This is a genomic window from Sphingobacterium allocomposti (genome assembly GCF_008124885.1).
Taxonomy (GTDB): domain Bacteria; phylum Bacteroidota; class Bacteroidia; order Sphingobacteriales; family Sphingobacteriaceae; genus Sphingobacterium; species Sphingobacterium allocomposti.
In genome coordinates this window covers 22,666-41,769 of record NZ_VNHX01000030.1, presented here as the reverse complement: position 1 = coordinate 41,769, position 19,104 = coordinate 22,666, and the positions used below count along the sequence as shown (strand labels likewise).

The window sequence follows — 19,104 nt, the reverse complement described above, 5'->3', positions numbered from 1 at the left end:
ATTGTTCCGTACTTAATCGTTTAACGCCTGTACTCCCGGCAACACCTTGCCCTCCATATATTCTAGCAACGCTCCTCCGCCGGTACTCACATAACTGACATGTTCCGTCATGCCAAATTTCGAAACCGCAGCAGCGGAATCACCTCCGCCGATAAGGGAGAAAGCCCCTCTCTCAGTAGCAGCAACGACAGCATCAGCCACCGCTTTCGTCCCTTTTGCAAAAGTATCAAATTCAAAAACCCCCATAGGACCGTTCCACAGTAAGGTATTAGAAGCACCAATGACATCGGCAAAGCGGGCAGAAGACGCCGGACCGATATCAAGTCCCTCTTTATCTTCGGGAATCTGGTTATTCGGCCCGTCGTAAGTATTAGCATCCTCGGCAAATTTGTCCGCAATCTGGGCGTCTGTTGGTAGAACGAGGTTAACGCCCTTCTCTTCTGCTTTCTTCAATAACTCATTTGCCAAATCGAGTTTATCCAGCTCAACGAGCGATTTTCCGATCTCTCCTCCTTGTGCCTTCACAAAAGTATAGGCCATGCCCCCTCCGATAATCAGGTTGTCTACTTTTTCCAACAATGCTTCAATCAATTCAATCTTATCAGAGACCTTTGCTCCTCCCATGATCGCCGTAAACGGACGCTCTGGATTGTTCAACACTTTCTCTGCATTATTGATCTCTGCCGCCATCAGATAGCCCGCATATTTATTACCTGGAAAAAACTCCGCTATTACTGCTGTGGATGCATGTGCACGGTGCGCCGTTCCAAATGCGTCGTTTACGTATACGTCGCCTAATTTGGCTAACTTCTCCGCAAAGCCTTTATCTCCTTTTTCCTCCTCCTTATAAAAACGAAGGTTTTCCAGCAACAACACCTCCCCGGCCTTTAAATTAGCACTTTTCTCGACGGCGTCATTACCGATGCAATCGTCTGCAAACTGAACAGACACACCCAATACGTTGGAGAGGTGTTCCACGATATGTTTCAATGAATACTTGTCGGTAGGACCTTCCTTGGGACGCCCAAGATGAGACATCAAGATCACTGCACCGCCGTCAGCCAGAATCTTCTTGATCGACGGGGCGGCCCCTTGTATGCGATTGTCGTCCGTTATATTAAAACTCTCATCCAAAGGCACGTTGAAGTCCACCCGGATCAACGCTTTTTTACCCGAGAAGTTTAAATCGTCAATTGTTTTCATATATACAAATAAATTTAAGTTGATGCATTATCATTCACGCCATAAATATAGAAAAAAGCCGTGGACTTGAAAAGTCCGCGCCGGTTTTATCGAATTTCGACAGTATATGGAAGTCGGGTCTGAATCCCCGACGACCTCACTACAGTCCGGAGCTGTTCGATATACGACCTATACTCGGCCAGCCCGTCGTCGAACATCCACATCTTTATTTTCTCTTTTGAGGCTCCAAGGAGAGACGAAAAGGGATCCTTTACACTAGGATAGCTAACCACCTTATAGTTGGATAGCTTCGCCTTACTGGCGGCAGACTGTATGGCACGCTGAAGTCCGCCGATTTCATCTACCAGACCATATGCCTGCGCCTGACTTCCAGTCCATACACGTCCCTGTCCTAGACTGTCAACCCGGGCAGCGGTCATGCCACGCCCTTTTGCCACTTTCCCGACAAATGTCTTATACACGCGCTCTACTTCCATCTGGATGATGGCTCTTTCCTCCGCCGTCAATGGCCGGTCAGGGCTGCCCAATAAATCTGAAAAACGTCCTGTCTTTACTTCATCGATATGTATTCCCAGCTTATTATTGAGCAATCCCTGAAGGTTCGGAATAAGTCCGAACACGCCGATAGAGCCCGTTAAAGTCTCCCGCTCGGCGAAGATAGAGTCAGCCAATGCAGCTATATAATATCCTCCCGAAGCAGCGTAATCGCCCATAGAGACCACAATAGGCTTAACCTTTTTTGTAAGCTCCACCTCCCGCGCAATTATGTCAGAGGCTAAAGCCGACCCACCGGGCGAGTTGACACGAAGAACAACTGCTTTTACCCTGTCGTCGCGGCGTAACCGGCGCAGCTCCCGGGAAAAACGATCGCCGCCGATCGTATTCTCTGCCCCTTCTCCGTCAACAATGTCGCCCGCAGCGTATAAGACAGCTATCCGCCCTCCCGACGACTCTGCACTATTTGCTTCTGTATAGTCCAATAATGACACCGCTGGCAATTCCCTTCTCTCCTCCGCACCTAGCCGCTTTCTGAGCGATGTGAGCATCTCATCTTTATATCGGATACCGTCTGCAAATTTACGGTGAACAGCGTCCTCTGCGCTACGGATTAAGTAGTTGTCTGCCACGTACCGCAACGTGTCCGAAGCGATGTTTCTAGTCCCGGCGATATCTGAAAGGATCCCTTCATACATGCTCTCCAGATAGGATGACATCTGCTCTCTGTTTGCCGGGCTCATTTCGTTCAATAAGAACGGCTCTACGGCCGACTTATAGGTACCCACCTTGACGACCTGCATTTCCACTCCGAGTTTATCCAGCGCCTCTTTTAAAAACGTCACCGAAGCAGACAGCCCTTTAAACTCGAGCGCTCCCTCAGGGTGAATAAAAACGCTATCGGCAACAGAAGCAACGTAATAAGCTTTCTGCGTATACATGTCACTGTAGGCAACCACAAATTTCCCCGACTCTTTGAAATCCAGTAAGGCATCGCGGATCTGCTTTAAGCTTGCCATCCCGACATTGACCTGACGCGGATTCAGATAAATACCTTTAATCCGGCTGTCTGCCTTTGCTGCTGCTATTCGCGACAAAATATCATTCAAGCCTAGTGTTTTCATCTCGCCATACCCCGGAACATTGAGCCCTTCCAATGGATTTGGACTACTCCGTTCGGGTATATTATAGTCAAGCGTTACATACAATACTGCATTTGAGGGAACGGCGCTCTCTTTGCTGCTGCCCACCTGATTAATGGCACTGGTAATCATGCCGACCAGGATAGCAAATAAAATAACAACGACAATTCCAATTCCCGTTATAGTCGCTAATACGTACTTAAAAAAAGATCTCATAATAAAACAAATTTCAAAAACCTAATTTAAAGGTTTCTTGTCAAGATTTCTAAAATTAAACAGATATCCGCTATCTTTAAAGCATGAATGAGGTATTTCTTTTGCTGGGCGCGAATCTAGGAGACCCAGAGAAGCAACTGAAAGATGCGATCCATGAGATCGGCATACATATAGGAACGATACAGACGTCGTCGTCGGTATACCGGTCGGAAGCCTGGGGAGTTACCGATCAACCTCACTTTTTGAACCAGGCACTCATCGTATCTACCGAGCTGCCGGCCCTGACCGTTTTGGACAGTATACAAGCGATCGAAAAACGCCTAGGTCGCGTCCGTCTTACCAAGTGGGGCGCCCGCGTTATCGATATCGACATACTCTATTTTAATAACGAGTACATCCAGCACGAGCGGCTAACCATACCGCATCCCTACCTGGCCGACAGAAGATTTGTTTTGGTACCCCTGCAGGAAATTGCACCCGACTTTATGCATCCAACTTTAGGCGTAACCACCACCGTATTATTAGAGAACTGCGAAGATCCCCTGCAAGTTCAATTATATACCTCCCAAAAGAAATGAAACAGCCTTATCTACTTATCGATCCAACGACAATTGAGCAGAACTTCCTACATAGCAGGAACGTGATCAGCCAGCTGCTAGATCTTTATCTGACGCAGATACCGGCCGATTTAAAAGCCTTAAAAGATGCCATCCTTGCCAGTGACCACACTGCTATAGCCAACAAAGCACACCATATTAAACCCACGATGGAATACGTCGGAGCGACAACACTACGCCGGAAATTACAAGAACTGGAAACCGCCGGAAAAAATAGAGAAGATATGGCCATCATTCAGACTTTATCTGCAGCCATTGAACAGGACATAGCAAGCCTACTGCAGGAAATAGCAAACTACCGGCGGGAGCTCTAAGCCGACGTTTCCGACCAAAAATGCAGTTTTGAAAATACAATATACAACAACAGGATCCCCGGCAGAGCCAGAAGACCACCTATCAGCAACGACGCTAAACTGGCAATGAGAAAGAGATATTTAAATTTATTCTCGCGCCACGACAGAGAAGATAGCTTCATACTGAACAGTTTCACCTCCGATATGAGAAGGAAGCTGCTTAGCGCGACCGTAGCTAATAAAACGAGGGGATTTTTCACCCAGGCCACCTCGGCGGCGATATACGGTAACGAGATGATAAAAAATGTGTTCATCGGCGTATTTAATCCAATGAAATCAGTCGTCTGCCGCGTGTCAACATTAAATTTCGCAAGCCGTAAAGCAGAAAAGACCGTCACCACAAAGCCTGTATAAGGCAGGAAATCACTACTCGATGACTCTTCAAGCATCAGATAGAGCACCGTCCCGGGCAAAAAGCCAAAACTGACCATGTCTGCCAATGAATCAAGCTCCTTGCCGATGGAGGATTTGACATGCAGCAATCTGGCAGCCATACCATCGACGAAGTCAAACCCACCAGATGCAAGCGCGCAATAGATCATCTGATCATACTGTTTATGCCAGGCGGAAAGAATAGCTAAACAGCCAAAGAAAAGGTTGAGACAGGTCAGTGTATTCGGAATATGTTTCTTCATGTTAAAAAATAAGCCATCTTCCTTCAGGAAAGATGGCCTAAAATTATTAAATATCGACTAGATTAACTATTCATGCTAATCAAAAACTCTTCGTTCGATTTCGTGCCACGCATCTGCGTTAACAAAAACTCCATTGCTTCTGTAGAATTCATATCGGATAAGTGATTACGGAGCACCCACATGCGTTGCAAAATATCACGGTCTACCAACAGGTCGTCCCGGCGCGTGCTTGATGCAGTCAGGTCGATAGCAGGGAAAATACGCTTATTAGCCAACTTACGGTCAAGTTGAAGCTCCATATTACCTGTACCTTTAAACTCCTCGAAGATCACATCATCCATTTTAGATCCTGTATCCGTCAATGCAGTTGCTAAGATCGTCAAAGAGCCGCCGTTTTCAATATTCCGGGCTGCTCCGAAAAACCGCTTCGGCTTATGTAAAGCGTTTGCATCAACCCCGCCGGATAATATTTTACCGGAAGCAGGAGCCACAGTATTGTACGCACGGGCCAATCGGGTGATGGAATCCAATAGAATCACCACGTCGTGTCCACATTCTACCATACGTTTTGCCTTTTCCAATACAATGTTCGCAATCTTCACATGACGCTCAGCAGGCTCATCGAACGTAGACGAAATCACTTCCGCCCGTACATTTCTTGCCATGTCTGTCACCTCCTCGGGGCGCTCATCGATAAGCAGGATGATTAAATATACCTCGGGGTGATTCTTTGCAATGGCGTTAGCCACTTCCTTCAACAAGTTTGTTTTCCCGGTCTTCGGCTGGGCAACGATAAGTCCCCGCTGACCTTTACCGATAGGCGTAAACAGGTCCATAATGCGCGTAGAATAATTTCCCGCACCCAGATCCAGGTTTAACTTTTCGTCCGGAAAAAGAGGTGTTAAGTAATCAAATGGTACCCGGTCACGGATTTCTGCCGGATTCTGACCGTTAATCGCCTCCACACGGACCAAAGGGAAATATTTTTCACCTTCTTTCGGCGGCCGGATACAACCGCGGACGTTATCTCCCGTTTTCAGTCCGAACAGTTTAATCTGCGACTGTGACACATAGATATCATCGGGAGAAGTCAGGTAATTATAATCTGACGAACGTAAAAAACCGTATCCGTCAGGCATAATCTCTAGAACACCTTCGTTAACAATAACATTATCAAAATCGGTGGGCAGTACTGGTGATGAAGCTTCGGTTTTCGCAAGGGCTGGAGCGGAATCGCTATTGGAAGGGCTGGCGGCACTGAAAAGATCCTGGCCTGACGGGGAAGTCTCGGCTTTCGAGTCCTCAGCCGGGGACGTTCTTTTTGTTACCGCTACAGGCTCTACTTTTACTGTCCTCACACGCTTTCTGGTACGTTCCGAAGAGACTGCTTCTACCTTCTCGGCCGTCTTTTCTTCCTCTTGGATCGACTGCTTCGCTATGACAGTAATACGATCAATCAATTCTTGCTTGCGTAGTTTGTCGACATCGGCGATGCCTAATACTTTTGCAATCTCGCGCAACTCTGACACGAGCTTGGTATTTAGTTCATTAATATCCATTAACTTTCTATTATGAGATATAGGATTTTATTGCTTTTTTGAATCCATCCAATTGATATTTTAGCAAACACACGATATATGGGATTAACTAAAATATGAACGCGGTATATTTAAATAGTAAGAAATTTAAACATCCCATGGATAAATCTGAGAATCGGCACAAAAATAATATAACATTTGTATATTCAAAGAAAATTTGTAAAAATTTTTCCTTCAGAAACAGATATTATCATAACGCGCTTTGTCAAAAAATGTTTTATATTTAGGATGCTAACCTCATATTTTTTTTAGATTTGTAGTTATTCTTAGTATGTTTAAATTTCAAAACTAAAACGTTTTATCGTATATGAAAGAAAACCAATCAACCAACTACCCCGCTTTATATACCTTGGTAGTTGTTTTTTTCTTCTGGGGCTTTATTGCTGCAGGAAACAGTGTATTCATCCCCTTTTGTAAAAATTATTTTCAACTAGACCAGTTTCAGTCACAATTAATCGACTTCGCATTCTATAGCGCATATTATATAGGAGCATTGTTGTTGTTTATATTCAGTACGGTATCTGGCAAAGACCTCGTAGGGAAGTGGGGGTATAAAAAGAGTATTATTTACGGACTACTATTTTCCGCATTTGGGGCTGCGGCTATGATCGTCGCTGTGGAGGTGAACATATATATAGGCATGTTGCTCGGACTGTTTATCGTAGCGTTGGGTTTCTCCTTGCAACAGACCGCTGCCAATCCCTTTGCAGTATTGCTGGGCGACCCGAAGACAGGTGCTTCACGTGTAAACCTGGGAGGAGCCATCAACTCATTTGGGACCACCATTGGACCACTGGTAATCGGATTTGCGCTGTTCGGCACATTTGAACCAATCTCTGACAGCGAAATAGCCAACCTTCCGCTCAACAAAGTGGTATATCTATACATCATTGTCGGCATGCTGTTTATTTTGGCGGCAGGACTGTTCCATTTTAGTAAAAAGGTTCCGGCCGGAATCAACAACGAGCCCATGGAGTCGGCAAACAAAGCCAAAAACACCCTTATTATCATGACGGTGCTTCTGCTGTTGATGTTCGTTCCCGTGTTCCTGAGCTACAAAAGCGATACCGCGCTGCAGATCAACGCACTGGAAAGCCAGCTGACAGGTCTAACAGACAGCACCGCTATCGCGGGAATCGAAGCGCAGATCAGTGAGCTTATGCACCCACTCGAAATCAAGCGGATGGCCTGGCTGCTCGGCGCTCTTTTATCAGTGGTCGGCGGGCTTCTCTTTGCTTATACCCGGGCAAAGAAAAGTCCGGAAGGATGGGGCGCCATGAAATATCCACAGTTGGTATTGGGAATGCTTGCCCTATTCATTTACGTAGGTATCGAAGTTGCGATCGGTAGCAACCTTGGCGAGCTCCTGACATTAGAAGAGTTCGGTAGCCTTCAGTCCTCCGAAATAACGCCCTACGTATCCATTTATTGGGGAGGTATGATGATCGGCCGATGGGCAGGGGCTATCAGTGCATTTCAGTTCAGCGCGAAAACCAAGCAGATTTTACTTGTTATTGTTCCCCTTGTCGCCTTCTTCATTATCATCGGAGTAAACAGTCTGGCCGGATTTGACATGTCTCATCTGCTCTTCTTTATTATCTGCGTTGCTGTTCAGATTGTATCTTTCTTCTTAAGCAAGGAGAAACCTGCGCGTACGCTGCTCATCTTCGGCACCCTAGGACTGGCGGCGATGGCTGTTGGATTATTGTCATCCGGTATAGTAGCGATATATGCGTTCCTTACCGGAGGACTGGCATGTTCTATTATGTGGGGCTCTATCTTCAGTCTTTCGATCGTAGGGTTGGGCAAATACACCGAGCAAGGTGCGGCCTTCCTGGTAATGATGATATTGGGAGGCGCCATCATCCCGCCGCTGCAGGGAAAATTGGCTGATATAATAGGTATACATAGCTCTTATGTTTTACCGTTGATCGGTTTTTGCTACATCATTTTCTTCGCCGTTATCGTGAGAAATTTCCTAAGTAAACAGGGAATAAATATCGATGAAATCGAGTCCGAAGGCGGACATTAACTTTATGTTATTGTACAAAATACACTAAGTATTTAAAAAAGTTGTCATAAAAAAAAGTGCCCTCATGCTATTGCTAGGGCACTTTTTTTTGTTTAAAACCCGCTTATCTTCTTTAGAAGAGTATTTTTTGCCGTTGAAAATTCGTCTTTTTAAACAGAAAAATGTATTTTCGAGCTCATAATATCACGAAAGAATTAGCAAAAACTAAAAAATAACACAATAAAACCAAATCTATAATGATTATCATTGCGGACGGAGGATCAACAAAGACAAACTGGTGTTTGTTGGATGATTCAAACAAAAAAATATACTTCAATACCGAAGGATACAATCCTTATTTTGTTGACAGTGAGTACATTGTTAATTCTTTAAAGAAAGGTTTACCGGGGGACCTGCCTTTTGAAAAAGTTTCCGAAGTAAACTATTATGGAGCGGGGGTTCATAACAGCGAAAAGGCAAAGATTGTGGAAGTTGCCATGCAAAAAGTATTTCCGAATGCAAAGGTAGAAGTAGGACATGACCTACTTGCTGCTGCACGTGCGCTTCTAGGCGATCAGCCCGGCTTTGCTGCTATTCTCGGCACAGGAACCAACACCTGTATATACGACGGCGCTGAAATCACGCATAACATCGATTCTGCTGCTTACATCCTCGGAGATGAAGGAAGCGGAAGTTACATCGGAAAAAAGCTGTTGACCGATTTCATCAGAGGTCTCATGCCAGAAGATGTTGCCAAGTCTTTCTTCGAGACGTACCAGCTTACACCCGATGAAATCATGGACAACGTTTATACGAAGCCCCTGGCCAATAGATTCTGCGCCAGCTTCAGCAAATTTGTATACGATAACAACGTTAATATCCAGTATACACGTAAGATTGTGGACGACGCTTTCCATGCATTTTTTGAGAATCTGGTGAGTAAATATCCCGATTACCAAAACTACACCTTCAACTGTATAGGATCTGTGGGGTACAACTTCCGTAACGTACTCGAAGAAAAAGCTACGCAATACGGCATGAAAGTTGGAAAAATCCTTCGATCACCTATTGATGATCTCGTTATATTCCATATCAACAGAGCGAAGAAATAATATCCCTCCTCTACTTATATAAAACTGTCATGATTTCTCATTGAATCATGACAGTTTTAATTACTTGAGAAGCCAATCGAATACCACGAATGGCGACCGACAAACTTACCGACAGCTTTTCATTATCCACTTACAGAACGAGCTCGCTACCGATTCCAAGTAAGTGTAGGTTTAGTCCGCTGCTTTTGAACTTAGCAACAGCTTCGTCGGTGTCGATAGCAATTGGAGGAAACGTATTGTAATGTATGCCTACGATATTCGTACAGTTAACAAAGTGCGCCGCTTTAATCGCGTCGTCAACGTCCATCGTATAGTAGCCTCCTATAGGTAAAAATGCCCAATCAAGCTGCAGATCCTCTAACAGCTTCATCTCCACGGTCAACCCGGTGTCTCCCGCAAAGTATATCTTCTTTCCGCCAACAAAAAACACATATCCTACCGGAACTCCCGCATAGTCGCCTTCAGGCGTACTGCTTGTATGTAAAGCATACACCATCTTTACACGCCCGAAAGGCAGATCCAGTGTTCCCCCGAAATTATACTCGATAACTTTGTCGCCGGGGATGCCCTGTTTCCTTACCCAAGCCGCCGTCTCGACAATCGCAGCCACAGTTGCACCGCTATTTTGTTGTATGACTGATAAGTCAGCGACATGGTCCTGATGGCAGTGGCTGAGAAAGATAAAGTCGGGGTTAATATCCTCGATCTTGATATCCTTGGCTAGTTCATTGTAAGAAATAAACGGATCCAGCAGCACGCTTGTGCCGTCAAAATCAAACTCCACACATGATTGTCCGTAATACGTTACTTTCATACCTTGTTGTTTTATCTGTTAAATAAGTTCCCTAAATTTCCCAGACCGCCCAACAGATCCTGCGAAACGGCCTGCATCTCCGACTGACTAACATTGTCCGCCTGCGCGAGAGCTTTGTTCAGCGCGACCACGAGCAATTCCTCTAACTCCTCTTTATCCGCTGTTGATAAAAAAGCCGGGTCGATAGCTATCTCCTTAATCTCCTTGCTTGCCGATGCAACGACTCTGACCTTACCACCTTCCACCTCTCCGGAAACCGAAATACTGTCCAGACGTCTTTTTACTTCCTCGGCTTTTTGCTGTGCTTCAAATAATTTATCAAACATAATCGAACGAATTTTATGTGCAATTTACAAAATCCAACCAATACCTGGATTATTCAGGGTCGATAATTAGGTTCTTTACCTGGGCTTACTTAAATTTGCTGCCAACAACACACAAGACATGCAAGAACTTCCTTTTTTTTCCGCGTTGTTAAATGAACTAGAAGAACGCGATCCGGAGCGTGCTGCCCTTCTGGAAGAAGAAGCCAACATATTAATCCACAAGCTAAAGTTCGTCCCGACAGAACAACGTCCCTCGGTACTGGTGCTATCGCAAAAAGAGCATTTCCGTCCGCTTGTTAACGAACAGACTACAGATAGTACCGTCATCGCTGGAGCTATTCCGGCTTTGGACAAGTATGAAAATCCGGCGATTCTAATTATTGTGCAGGATGATCCCGCGCTGTACGGCGAACTGCCCTCTTTGCTTCAGGACGACGTCCTAAGTCGGACCGACGCTGTGATGAACAACCAGATATACATTGTACAAAAATCCGATTTTGGCAGGCTGCCCACGGAATTTCTGCGGGACGTGGAGATTTGCGCTGAAATCGTTCAGCCGAAGTACTTCATCTACGGGCGGCAGGGAACAGACTGGGTAAGGTTTGACATGGCGTAATAGGCCCCTTCCATCCCTAACGGTTGCAGGCCGAGCGCGCGGTGAAAAATCCCGGCTACTCCTGCATCCGGCGCAGACAGCCCTGCCCCGCTAAAAGCTGAGCCCCATCCGGAAGAACAGGATTATCGCATTTAACATCTGCCCTTTGGGGGCATCTGTGCACTCAACTGTGTAAGATCCAGTCTCTAGAAAGTATCCCCCCTACTGCATAAACTTCTTCCGAAGGATCGCATAAAGCTTTTCTACCGTCTGAGGTTTGTCTGCCCAGTTATTTTTAAGCGCGTAATTGGTCTGCAAAAAGGCATCTGCTTCCGCGAACGTGTTATAACGGTTCAGCAGCTCGATGGCTTCACTATACGCCAATGAATACCCATTAAAAAGATCTTTTATAAACATCAATTTGTCATTCAGGTTGATAACCGACTTCAGATCTACCGTTTTACCCGTTCCCCCTTGCGGCGCATTATTTCCCAGACCTGAAGCAAGTCCGGCCTTCCGCTGCTGTTGTAACATCTCGTTCAATGTCAACGGTCTAGTGGGCTTTTCCTCCTCTACGGAAGGTTTATTTTCAAGAACGATCTCTTTAGGTTCCTCAACAACCGCGTTGACAACAACCTGAGGTGGTGTCTCTACCGCTTCCTCCTTCGTCGGAACTTCCACTTGGGGTAAAGTAGGCCTTCTGTCTTCAATGCGATCGGCTTCCTTCGCAGGTGGGGCATTAAACAGTGTATTTTCGGCAGCGGCAGACGCGGTCGTCTCGTCCGTAGTGGATGACGGCTCCGTGCCTGCGTCGCGGACGTAACTTGTCGACGCCGCTATAGGCGTGGGGGTATTCAGCGGAGCCTGTGCTTCCGGCTGTATTTCCTGTATCTCCTCCTCAACCGGCTGGCCGTCCGGCTCTTCAACCAACGCGACCGGCGGCGTAAAAAATGTGTCTTCCGAAACGCGCCCCCCGGCTACGTCCGTGTTTGCTTCGATAGGCACAGCAGAGAACAACGTCCGTAAAACAGCAACATGCGTAGTGAGGAATTTCGCCTTTGCTTCTAATAACAACAGGTCTCCCTCAGCGCCGCTTCCATTTTCCGATATTTCTGCGTAACTGTCATTTATTTCCACTAAGAGTTCTCCAATTTTAGAAAGTAACGATTCCTTCGTGTATGCCATTTTTCTCTGTTTTACTTGTTAACGTATGCTGACTTTTTTATGTGGAAAATCCAACAGGCTGATAGATACTTCCTTCCGACTTATACCGGATTTCCTTCCACCAAATTTAAATAAATAATTTCGATATTAGCACAGTTGGAAACGAAGTTTTAGCGATTGTCGCACTCATCTTTTCCCTGTAATAAAAACACTGCATGTTATTTTCCGAACATAACTTTATAAATAAAAACGCACAAGTCGGCAGTATCGAAGTTATCTGCGGATCGATGTTTTCAGGTAAGACGGAAGAACTGATCCGTAGGATGAAGCGGGCGCAGTTTGCGAAACTTCCGGTAGAAATTTTTAAACCGGCCATTGACATACGGTACGACGAGTATGCGGTCGTGTCCCATGATAGCAACAGTATCCCGTCTACGCCAATAGCCCACTCCTCCGCCATCCTACTTCTCAGTGCGGAGACGAAGGTCGTAGGGATAGACGAAGCCCAGTTTTTTGACGACGAGCTGCCCCATGTGTGTGTACAGCTTGCCAACCGCGGCGTTCGTGTAATCGTCGCAGGGCTGGATATGGATTATAAAGGCCGCCCGTTCGGCCCTATACCCGCGTTGATGGCGGTTGCAGAACATGTCACCAAAGTACATGCCGTATGCGTACAGTGTGGAGCGCCCGCGACCTACTCGTACCGGTTAACCGGCAACGAGGAACGGGTACTTTTAGGCGAAAAGGACAGCTATGAACCCCGCTGCCGGAGCTGCTATTTTGAACTTCAATAGCACTGTCACACCAAAAAAGTTAACAAAAGTTTAATACAGAAAAATTAAAATATACGCGTTTTTGACCTAAGTTTGCACCGACAAAATTAGTTTATAAATGCCTTTATATAAGGAGGTCTCCCACTGGGAGACCTCCTTATTTTATCGCTAATGGATATGTTTTATTATCGTTTCATCTAATGGGTTAACCTTAGATCGGTAACGATGTACCAATTTCCCCACTTTATTGATCAGAAATTTCTCAAAATTCCATTTTATATCTCCCGTAAAATCAGGATTTTCCGCAACAGTAAGGTACTTAAACAATGGGTGCATCTGCTGCCCTTTTACATCCACCTTTTCCGATAAAAGAAAGGTAACGCCATAGTTTTTCTCGCAGAACGCCTGGATATCCGCATTATCCCCCGGCTCCTGACCGCCGAAATTATTTGCCGGAAAACCTATAATAACCAGCTTATCTCCAAAGCGTTCGTGCAATGCCTGCAGATCCTTATATTGTTTTGTAAAGCCGCATTCCGATGCGGTATTCACTATCAATATATTCTTTCCTTTAAAATCAGACAGTTTTACCGTCTTACCGTCGATCGCTGTAAAACTAAAGTCATAAATATCTTCCGCCGGCGCGAACAGCGACATCAGCAGAAAAATGGTGTTCACAATAATCATAGTTTATATTTTTTGTACAGTCCTTGTCTCTCTTTCGACAACAAAATGAAATAAATGCTCCATGGGGCTCTTTAAAATCGAACCGACTTTTACGCCGAGCACTTCGCATACTTCCCGCAGCTGCATATCGAAATGATAAGCAATCCGCCCGACAAAATTGACTTTGTACTCCCAATAGTCGGGATAGGTCATGATGTTCGTTCGAACAAACTCATCAAATCCGTTTCTCAGCAAGGTATCGATGTAGGGATGCAGGCGATTTTCGCCCATAAATTCCGCGAAGGAGGCCAGATATGCATTAGGGCGATCTTTCTGATAGACGTTTTTAATAACAACATCCTTATTCAGACGGTACTTCTCTGCAAATTTCTTCGCCAGATCTTTGGGCATTTTATCATAGAGGTAGCTCGTGATCAATTGCTTACCAAACCATGCTCCCGAACCCTCATCCCCCAGCACATAACCGACTCCATGTACGCCCGGCTGCAGGTCTTCTCCGTCAAAAAAGCCGATATCCGAACCTGTACCAATGGTACATACGTATCCTTTGCTATTACCGAAAGTCGCGTATGCACATCCCAAGAGGTCGCTCTCCACCGAAATAAAAGCTGTCGGAAAAATCTCCGTTAAAGCGTTGGATACAATTTCACGCCGATCAGGCGTTACACAACCCGCACCAAAAAAGTATACCTCGTGAATCTCATTTGCATACGGCAAAATTTCGGGCACCTCCTTCATCACCTTGGCAATCTCCTTTTCATTGACAAAAAACGGATTTAAACCTTTCGTACGAAAGGCCAACGGCTTACTGTCTGGCAAATTAAGCATCCAATCCGAATTCGATGACCCACTGTCCGCTACTAGAATCATAAAGTATGTTTAATCTTTTTTATACCCAAACTTACGCAAATTCATCCTCATCTGCAATATAATTGAGTCCATATAGGTGCACACCAGCTTCCGGCCATTGTTGTATTCACGGTACCTTTTCCGCCATCCACCGGCTCATATAGCAACAGCATTTACCTGATAAATAGAACAAGTAATAGCATAATCCGTTGGATGTCCCAAAGATTAAGACTAGTTTTGTAATACATTTACAAAACTTATATTACATGTCAGAATCCCGTATACATTTTACCATTTCGTTCTGTGAACCCCAAGCCCACTACGTCGAAATCGAAATGGACATCTCGGGGTTTCCCTCAGGTAACCTTGACCTAAAAATGCCGGTCTGGACGCCGGGATCATACCTGATCCGCGAGTTTGCACGTCATATAGAATGCCTGACGGCTGAAAGCGACAACAACTTGCTACAGACCGTTAAACAAAACAAGAATACCTGGCGCGTTGTAAATCACGAAGGTAGTGCAAAGATTAGCTATCGTGTCTATGGGTTCGAAGCCTCGGTTAGGACCAACTTCATCAATATCGACCATGCGTTTTTAAGTCCCGCAGCCACGTTTCTATACCCCGATGGCTACATAGATCACCCTTCAACCGTGACGATAAATTTGCCGGCACAATGGACGACAGTGTCTACAGGCCTACCTCGACTGTCCAAAGACATCCACCTCTACCAGGCAGACAATTTCGATATCCTTTTCGACTCTCCTATCGAGATTGGCAACCAGGATACCTGGCAATTTGAAGCTGCCGGAGTACAGCACGAATTCGCGATGGTCGGCGGTGGAAACTATGACAAGCGAAGACTGACGGAAGACATCACAAGGATTGTAGAAGAAGAAACAGCGATATGGGGCGAAAATCCGAACAGAAATTATGTCTTCATCACCCATAATTATCAAACCGGTAGTGGAGGCCTTGAGCACCTAAATTCTACCGTTCTGGGGGCCAGTAGAAACGCTTACCAGTCTGATACCGCATACAAGAACTTCCTGAGCTTGGTCGCGCACGAATACTTTCATCTATGGAATGTAAAGAGGCTACGTCCCGCGGCGCTGGGGCCGTTCAATTACAACGAGGAAAATTACACGGAAGGGCTCTGGATTATGGAAGGATTTACGGCATATTATGACAACCTCGTTATCCGCCGTTGTGGCTTGTTGTCTGTAGAGGAATACCTCAATATGCTGGCCACCGAGTTTAACCTGGTGTATAATCGCCCCGGATATCGGATCCAGTCGGCCGCCTTAGCGAGTTTTGACACCTGGATAAAACAATATAGACCCGACGAGAACACCCCAAACACCAGCATCTCGTATTATAATAAAGGCGCCATGCTGGCGGCTGCCCTCGACGTTCAGATTATTGCCGGAACCAATGGGCAAAAGCGTCTGGACGATGTCTTGCGGGCGGCTTATGCCCATTTCTTTAAAGCCGAAAACCGAGGCTTCGAAGAACAGGAATTTGCAGCGCTGGCCGAAGCAATTACCGGAGTCGATCTATCCGATATCTTTGAAGCAGCACATAGTGTCGCGGAACTGGACTACAATTTCTATTTCAACAAAGTGGGATATGAATTGGTTGACCTTCTGCACGATAGCACCGAGCTATCGCTGGGGATCAGAACAACAAATCAGGACGGACGCATTATCATCAAACACGTGGAACGCGGCTCTGGAGCTTGGGACGCGGGACTCAATGTAGACGACGAGCTCATCGCGATTAACGGTAATCGGGCGGATACTGCAGGGAAAGAACTTGAGTTTCTCCTAAACCACGGAAAGGTAGATGATATTGCTGATATAATGGTAGCAAGAGATGGACTTATCCGTATCATCCATACGCCACTGCGTAAGACGACAAAACAGCAATGGGCTATCCAGGAGAAAAAGAACGCCAGCGAGCGGGAAAGAGACCTTGGCCGGATATGGCTGTCGGCATAAAAGATGCGTCTGCTAGGTTTTGCGCACTGTTGTACAAACATAGCAGACGCACATGAACTAAAACCTATATCGGATCGTCAATCCCAGAGGATCTATTAGTTTGATGGTGCTTTCCTGTAAAAAGTCGAAATAAGGCTTAACGTCCAAGGATACAGAAAGAGGGGTTGTCGGAATCGCGTATTCAACGCCAATGATACCGTCGAGACTTAAAGCCAGTTCCGACTTTGGCTCCGTCCGCCGCGTTGTGACAGAACCGTCCGGATTCGTCGTTTGGGTGACGACTTCCTTATATCGGAAGCTCCCTACGCTCCCCCCAAACCCGTAAAACCAGGTAAAGTTCTCCGCCAGCGGCCGATGGAACTCATAAAGACCTACTAACCGGAAACGCCTCGATTTGGAGTTACTTTGTACGCTAAGAATTCCTTCTGCGGCCCGATCTTCCGACAACGTATACCGATAGGCAAAACCTGTTGCGCTGCCAAAGCGTCCACCGATAGCATGTTGCTCAGTAAGCTGCGCAGAAACCTGTCCGAACGAGCATAAAACAATCCCTAATGTCAATAACAGCCAATTTGTCTTCTTCATGTATGTTAAGTTAAACGTTTCTCAAAAGTAGTATTTTTTTTTACGTTCAAACGTTAAAATCTGTTATCATTGCCCAGATATTTCCTCATTCATTCGCTCTTTCGGCCCTAAAATGTTATATTAGTAAAGAATAAGGCAAAATTATAAACCGTTAACTTTTGTGACGTATGAGTAAGCTAAACAGATTGTCTGATATCCTTGAGCGATATAAATCCGACTTCGCCAAGGCCGACATGGTTGCTGGAAAAAAAGGCGGCAATTGGAAAAAGTATGCTACCGCCGAATTCGGCCAGCTGGTCGACAACTTAAGTAAAGCACTGATTCATCGCGGTTTAAAAAAGGGCGACAAAGTTGCTTTAATGTCTGGAAATCGTCCGGAGTGGAACATCGTAGATTTTGCTTGTAACCAGATTGGAATAGCCATCGTTCCACTTTATCCCACGCTGTCAGCACAGGACTTGTCGTATATCGTGAACGACGCCGAAGCAAAGTTAGTTTTTGTCAGTAACGCTGAACTGACGAAGAAAATTGATCAGGCGATCGATGAACATCAATTGTCAATCGACGTATTTACTTTCGACGCGGTCAGCGGAAAATCAAGCTACAAGGAGCTGGTCGATATCGGCCAACGCGAAGATATAGACCTGCATTCTTATAAGGATAACGTACAACCCGACGACCTTCTGACCCTAATCTATACGTCGGGCACGACAGGGAAGCCAAAAGGCGTCTTCCTGACACATAAGAACATTCTCAGCAACGTTGAGGCCTGTGGGCACCTTGTGCCAGCAAATGCACATAAGGCGCTTAGCTTCCTGCCGCTATGCCACATATTCGAACGCATGGTGGTCTATTTATACCTTTCAAAAGGCATTTCTATTTACTATGCCGAAAATCTGGACAACATCGTCGTCGACATTAATGACGTAAAGCCGCAGATCTTCACTACCGTACCGCGCGTGTTGGAAAAAGTTTACGACAAAGTGGTCGAAAAAGGAAAGGCACTAAGCGGAATAAAGCGTTCTCTATTCTTTTGGGCACTGGAGCTGGGGCATCAATATCAGGAGCCGCCTAAAAACGGACCGCTGTATAATATAAAGCTCGCTATCGCCCGAAAGCTTATTTTTTCAAAATGGCGCGAAGCGCTCGGCGGAAACATCGAGCTAATCATCTCCGGAGGAGCCGCGCTACAGGAACGACTGGCCCGCGTATTTTGGGCCGCAGGCATAAAAGTGCTGGAAGGCTACGGCCTGACGGAAACTTCTCCGGTAATTGCCGTCAATTCCCACGTGGAGACTGACGTCAAGTTCGGGACCGTAGGGCGCGTACTGAAAAATTTAGAAGTGAAAATCGCGCAGGATGGAGAAATACTTGTCAAGGGGCCAAGTATCACCGTAGGGTACTACAAAAACGAACAGGCTACCGCAGAGGCTATTGATCAGGAGGGATACTTCCATACAGGCGACATCGGTGAAATCACGCCCGACGGCTTTCTTAAAATAACCGACCGTAAAAAAGAAATGTTCAAAACAGCGGGGGGGAAATATATAGCACCTCAGACGTTAGAGAACAAACTCATGGAATCTACCCTCATTGCACAGACGATGGTTGTCGGCGAAAACCAGCGTTTTCCCGCCGCCTTAATTGTACCGGCATTTGAAGAATTGGAGAAATGGTGTAAGCACAAAGGCATTACTTTTGCTTCAAAAGAAGAGGTGATCAAAAAGCCGGAGGTCATAGAAAAATACCAGAAAGAGATAGACCGGTTAAATGCAGACTTCGGACAATGGGAAAAGATCAAAAAGTTTGCGTTGCTTGCCAAAGAGTGGACGATCGACGGCGGAGAGCTGACACCCAAGCTGAGTTTAAAGCGAAAGGTGATATTAAAAAACGTGGAAGATATTGTAAACAACATATACCAGGAATAGA

18 protein-coding genes are annotated in these 19,104 nt (G+C 45.8%); 8 read left to right on the top strand and 10 right to left on the bottom strand.

Annotated features, from left to right (window positions below; all coding sequences use genetic code 11):
• Nucleotides 1-12 precede the first annotated feature (12 nt).
• Nucleotides 13-1,203, bottom strand: coding sequence for a phosphoglycerate kinase (locus tag BC792_RS16965; RefSeq protein WP_148910214.1), 1,191 nt, complete (start codon nt 1,201-1,203; stop codon nt 13-15).
• Nucleotides 1,204-1,289: 86 nt separating this feature from the next.
• Nucleotides 1,290-3,056 carry a signal peptide peptidase SppA gene (gene sppA, locus BC792_RS16960; RefSeq protein ID WP_148910213.1) on the bottom strand — a complete coding sequence of 589 codons (1,767 nt, stop codon included), beginning with the start codon at nt 3,054-3,056 and terminating at the stop codon, nt 1,290-1,292.
• Between the two features lie 83 nt (nt 3,057-3,139).
• Between sppA and folK the strand changes: the two genes are divergently transcribed.
• Nucleotides 3,140-3,634 (top strand): 2-amino-4-hydroxy-6-hydroxymethyldihydropteridine diphosphokinase, encoded by a 495-nt coding sequence (gene folK, locus BC792_RS16955; protein ID WP_148910212.1) that lies wholly within the window; start codon nt 3,140-3,142, stop codon nt 3,632-3,634.
• Entirely contained in the window at nt 3,631-3,987 is a 357-nt protein-coding gene (locus BC792_RS16950; protein WP_148910211.1) for an Hpt domain-containing protein, read from the top strand. Before folK ends, BC792_RS16950 begins: the two co-directional genes overlap by 4 nt.
• Here BC792_RS16950 and BC792_RS16945 read toward each other — a convergent pair.
• Nucleotides 3,984-4,661, bottom strand: coding sequence for a CDP-alcohol phosphatidyltransferase family protein (locus BC792_RS16945; protein WP_148910210.1), 678 nt, complete (start codon nt 4,659-4,661; stop codon nt 3,984-3,986). The two genes, BC792_RS16950 and BC792_RS16945, sit on opposite strands and share 4 nt — an antisense overlap.
• 62 nt (nt 4,662-4,723) lie before the next feature.
• The gene (gene rho, locus BC792_RS16940; RefSeq protein ID WP_148910209.1) at nt 4,724-6,220 is read right to left on the bottom strand and encodes a transcription termination factor Rho; all 1,497 of its coding nucleotides are present in this window, start codon (nt 6,218-6,220) and stop codon (nt 4,724-4,726) included.
• Between the two features lie 346 nt (nt 6,221-6,566).
• Between rho and BC792_RS16935 the strand changes: the two genes are divergently transcribed.
• Both BC792_RS16935 and BC792_RS16930 read left to right on the top strand, forming a co-directional pair.
• Nucleotides 6,567-8,291 carry an MFS transporter gene (locus BC792_RS16935; RefSeq protein WP_148910208.1) on the top strand — a complete coding sequence of 575 codons (1,725 nt, stop codon included), beginning with the start codon at nt 6,567-6,569 and terminating at the stop codon, nt 8,289-8,291.
• 236 nt (nt 8,292-8,527) lie between these two features.
• The gene (locus tag BC792_RS16930; RefSeq protein WP_148910207.1) at nt 8,528-9,382 is read left to right on the top strand and encodes an N-acetylglucosamine kinase; all 855 of its coding nucleotides are present in this window, start codon (nt 8,528-8,530) and stop codon (nt 9,380-9,382) included.
• A gap of 130 nt (nt 9,383-9,512) precedes the next feature.
• Here the strand turns inward: BC792_RS16930 and BC792_RS16925 are convergent, their stop codons facing one another.
• Nucleotides 9,513-10,196 (bottom strand): metal-dependent hydrolase, encoded by a 684-nt coding sequence (locus BC792_RS16925; RefSeq protein ID WP_148910206.1) that lies wholly within the window; start codon nt 10,194-10,196, stop codon nt 9,513-9,515.
• 11 nt (nt 10,197-10,207) lie between these two features.
• Nucleotides 10,208-10,522, bottom strand: coding sequence for a YbaB/EbfC family nucleoid-associated protein (locus BC792_RS16920; protein ID WP_148910205.1), 315 nt, complete (start codon nt 10,520-10,522; stop codon nt 10,208-10,210).
• Nucleotides 10,523-10,640: 118 nt separating this feature from the next.
• On the opposite strand from BC792_RS16920, the gene BC792_RS16915 reads away from it, so the two are divergent.
• The gene (locus tag BC792_RS16915) at nt 10,641-11,138 is read left to right on the top strand and encodes an ABC transporter substrate-binding protein (RefSeq protein ID WP_148910204.1); all 498 of its coding nucleotides are present in this window, start codon (nt 10,641-10,643) and stop codon (nt 11,136-11,138) included.
• 201 nt (nt 11,139-11,339) lie between these two features.
• Here BC792_RS16915 and BC792_RS16910 read toward each other — a convergent pair whose 3' ends face one another.
• Complete coding sequence (locus BC792_RS16910; protein ID WP_148910203.1) at nt 11,340-12,302, bottom strand: hypothetical protein; 963 nt, start codon at nt 12,300-12,302, stop codon at nt 11,340-11,342.
• A gap of 194 nt (nt 12,303-12,496) precedes the next feature.
• Here BC792_RS16910 and BC792_RS16905 point away from each other — a divergent pair, with 194 nt between their 5' ends.
• Nucleotides 12,497-13,075 (top strand): thymidine kinase, encoded by a 579-nt coding sequence (locus BC792_RS16905; protein ID WP_148910202.1) that lies wholly within the window; start codon nt 12,497-12,499, stop codon nt 13,073-13,075.
• A gap of 147 nt (nt 13,076-13,222) precedes the next feature.
• Here the strand turns inward: BC792_RS16905 and BC792_RS16900 are convergent, their stop codons facing one another.
• Nucleotides 13,223-13,741, bottom strand: a complete 519-nt coding sequence (locus BC792_RS16900; RefSeq protein ID WP_148910201.1) for a glutathione peroxidase — start codon at nt 13,739-13,741, stop codon at nt 13,223-13,225.
• A gap of 3 nt (nt 13,742-13,744) precedes the next feature.
• A complete protein-coding gene (locus tag BC792_RS16895; RefSeq protein WP_148910200.1) occupies nt 13,745-14,611 on the bottom strand; it encodes an N-acetylglucosamine kinase in 867 nt (288 codons plus the stop codon).
• Nucleotides 14,612-14,856: 245 nt separating this feature from the next.
• Between BC792_RS16895 and BC792_RS16890 the strand changes: the two genes are divergently transcribed.
• Nucleotides 14,857-16,590, top strand: coding sequence for a M61 family metallopeptidase (locus tag BC792_RS16890; protein ID WP_148910199.1), 1,734 nt, complete (start codon nt 14,857-14,859; stop codon nt 16,588-16,590).
• Between the two features lie 57 nt (nt 16,591-16,647).
• On the opposite strand, the gene BC792_RS16885 is transcribed toward BC792_RS16890, so the two are convergent.
• Nucleotides 16,648-17,175 carry a hypothetical protein gene (locus BC792_RS16885; protein ID WP_148910198.1) on the bottom strand — a complete coding sequence of 176 codons (528 nt, stop codon included), beginning with the start codon at nt 17,173-17,175 and terminating at the stop codon, nt 16,648-16,650.
• Between the two features lie 167 nt (nt 17,176-17,342).
• On the opposite strand from BC792_RS16885, the gene BC792_RS16880 reads away from it, so the two are divergent.
• Nucleotides 17,343-19,103: an AMP-dependent synthetase/ligase gene (locus BC792_RS16880; protein WP_148910197.1), complete on the top strand. Its 1,761-nt coding sequence runs from the start codon at nt 17,343-17,345 to the stop codon at nt 19,101-19,103.
• The last annotated feature ends 1 nt before the right edge of the window (nt 19,104 follow it).

Bases quoted from the DNA above. Each gene is read 5' to 3' on its own strand.
- BC792_RS16965 (WP_148910214.1), bottom strand. From the start codon at position 1,203: ATGAAAACAATTGACGATTTAAACTTCTCGGGTAAAAAAGCGTTGATC.
- sppA (WP_148910213.1), bottom strand. From the start codon at position 3,056: ATGAGATCTTTTTTTAAGTACGTATTAGCGACTATAACGGGAATTGGA.
- folK (WP_148910212.1), top strand. From the start codon at position 3,140: ATGAATGAGGTATTTCTTTTGCTGGGCGCGAATCTAGGAGACCCAGAG.
- BC792_RS16950 (WP_148910211.1), top strand. From the start codon at position 3,631: ATGAAACAGCCTTATCTACTTATCGATCCAACGACAATTGAGCAGAAC.
- BC792_RS16945 (WP_148910210.1), bottom strand. From the start codon at position 4,661: ATGAAGAAACATATTCCGAATACACTGACCTGTCTCAACCTTTTCTTT.
- rho (WP_148910209.1), bottom strand. From the start codon at position 6,220: ATGGATATTAATGAACTAAATACCAAGCTCGTGTCAGAGTTGCGCGAG.
- BC792_RS16935 (WP_148910208.1), top strand. From the start codon at position 6,567: ATGAAAGAAAACCAATCAACCAACTACCCCGCTTTATATACCTTGGTA.
- BC792_RS16930 (WP_148910207.1), top strand. From the start codon at position 8,528: ATGATTATCATTGCGGACGGAGGATCAACAAAGACAAACTGGTGTTTG.
- BC792_RS16925 (WP_148910206.1), bottom strand. From the start codon at position 10,196: ATGAAAGTAACGTATTACGGACAATCATGTGTGGAGTTTGATTTTGAC.
- BC792_RS16920 (WP_148910205.1), bottom strand. From the start codon at position 10,522: ATGTTTGATAAATTATTTGAAGCACAGCAAAAAGCCGAGGAAGTAAAA.
- BC792_RS16915 (WP_148910204.1), top strand. From the start codon at position 10,641: ATGCAAGAACTTCCTTTTTTTTCCGCGTTGTTAAATGAACTAGAAGAA.
- BC792_RS16910 (WP_148910203.1), bottom strand. From the start codon at position 12,302: ATGGCATACACGAAGGAATCGTTACTTTCTAAAATTGGAGAACTCTTA.
- BC792_RS16905 (WP_148910202.1), top strand. From the start codon at position 12,497: ATGTTATTTTCCGAACATAACTTTATAAATAAAAACGCACAAGTCGGC.
- BC792_RS16900 (WP_148910201.1), bottom strand. From the start codon at position 13,741: ATGATTATTGTGAACACCATTTTTCTGCTGATGTCGCTGTTCGCGCCG.
- BC792_RS16895 (WP_148910200.1), bottom strand. From the start codon at position 14,611: ATGATTCTAGTAGCGGACAGTGGGTCATCGAATTCGGATTGGATGCTT.
- BC792_RS16890 (WP_148910199.1), top strand. From the start codon at position 14,857: ATGTCAGAATCCCGTATACATTTTACCATTTCGTTCTGTGAACCCCAA.
- BC792_RS16885 (WP_148910198.1), bottom strand. From the start codon at position 17,175: ATGAAGAAGACAAATTGGCTGTTATTGACATTAGGGATTGTTTTATGC.
- BC792_RS16880 (WP_148910197.1), top strand. From the start codon at position 17,343: ATGAGTAAGCTAAACAGATTGTCTGATATCCTTGAGCGATATAAATCC.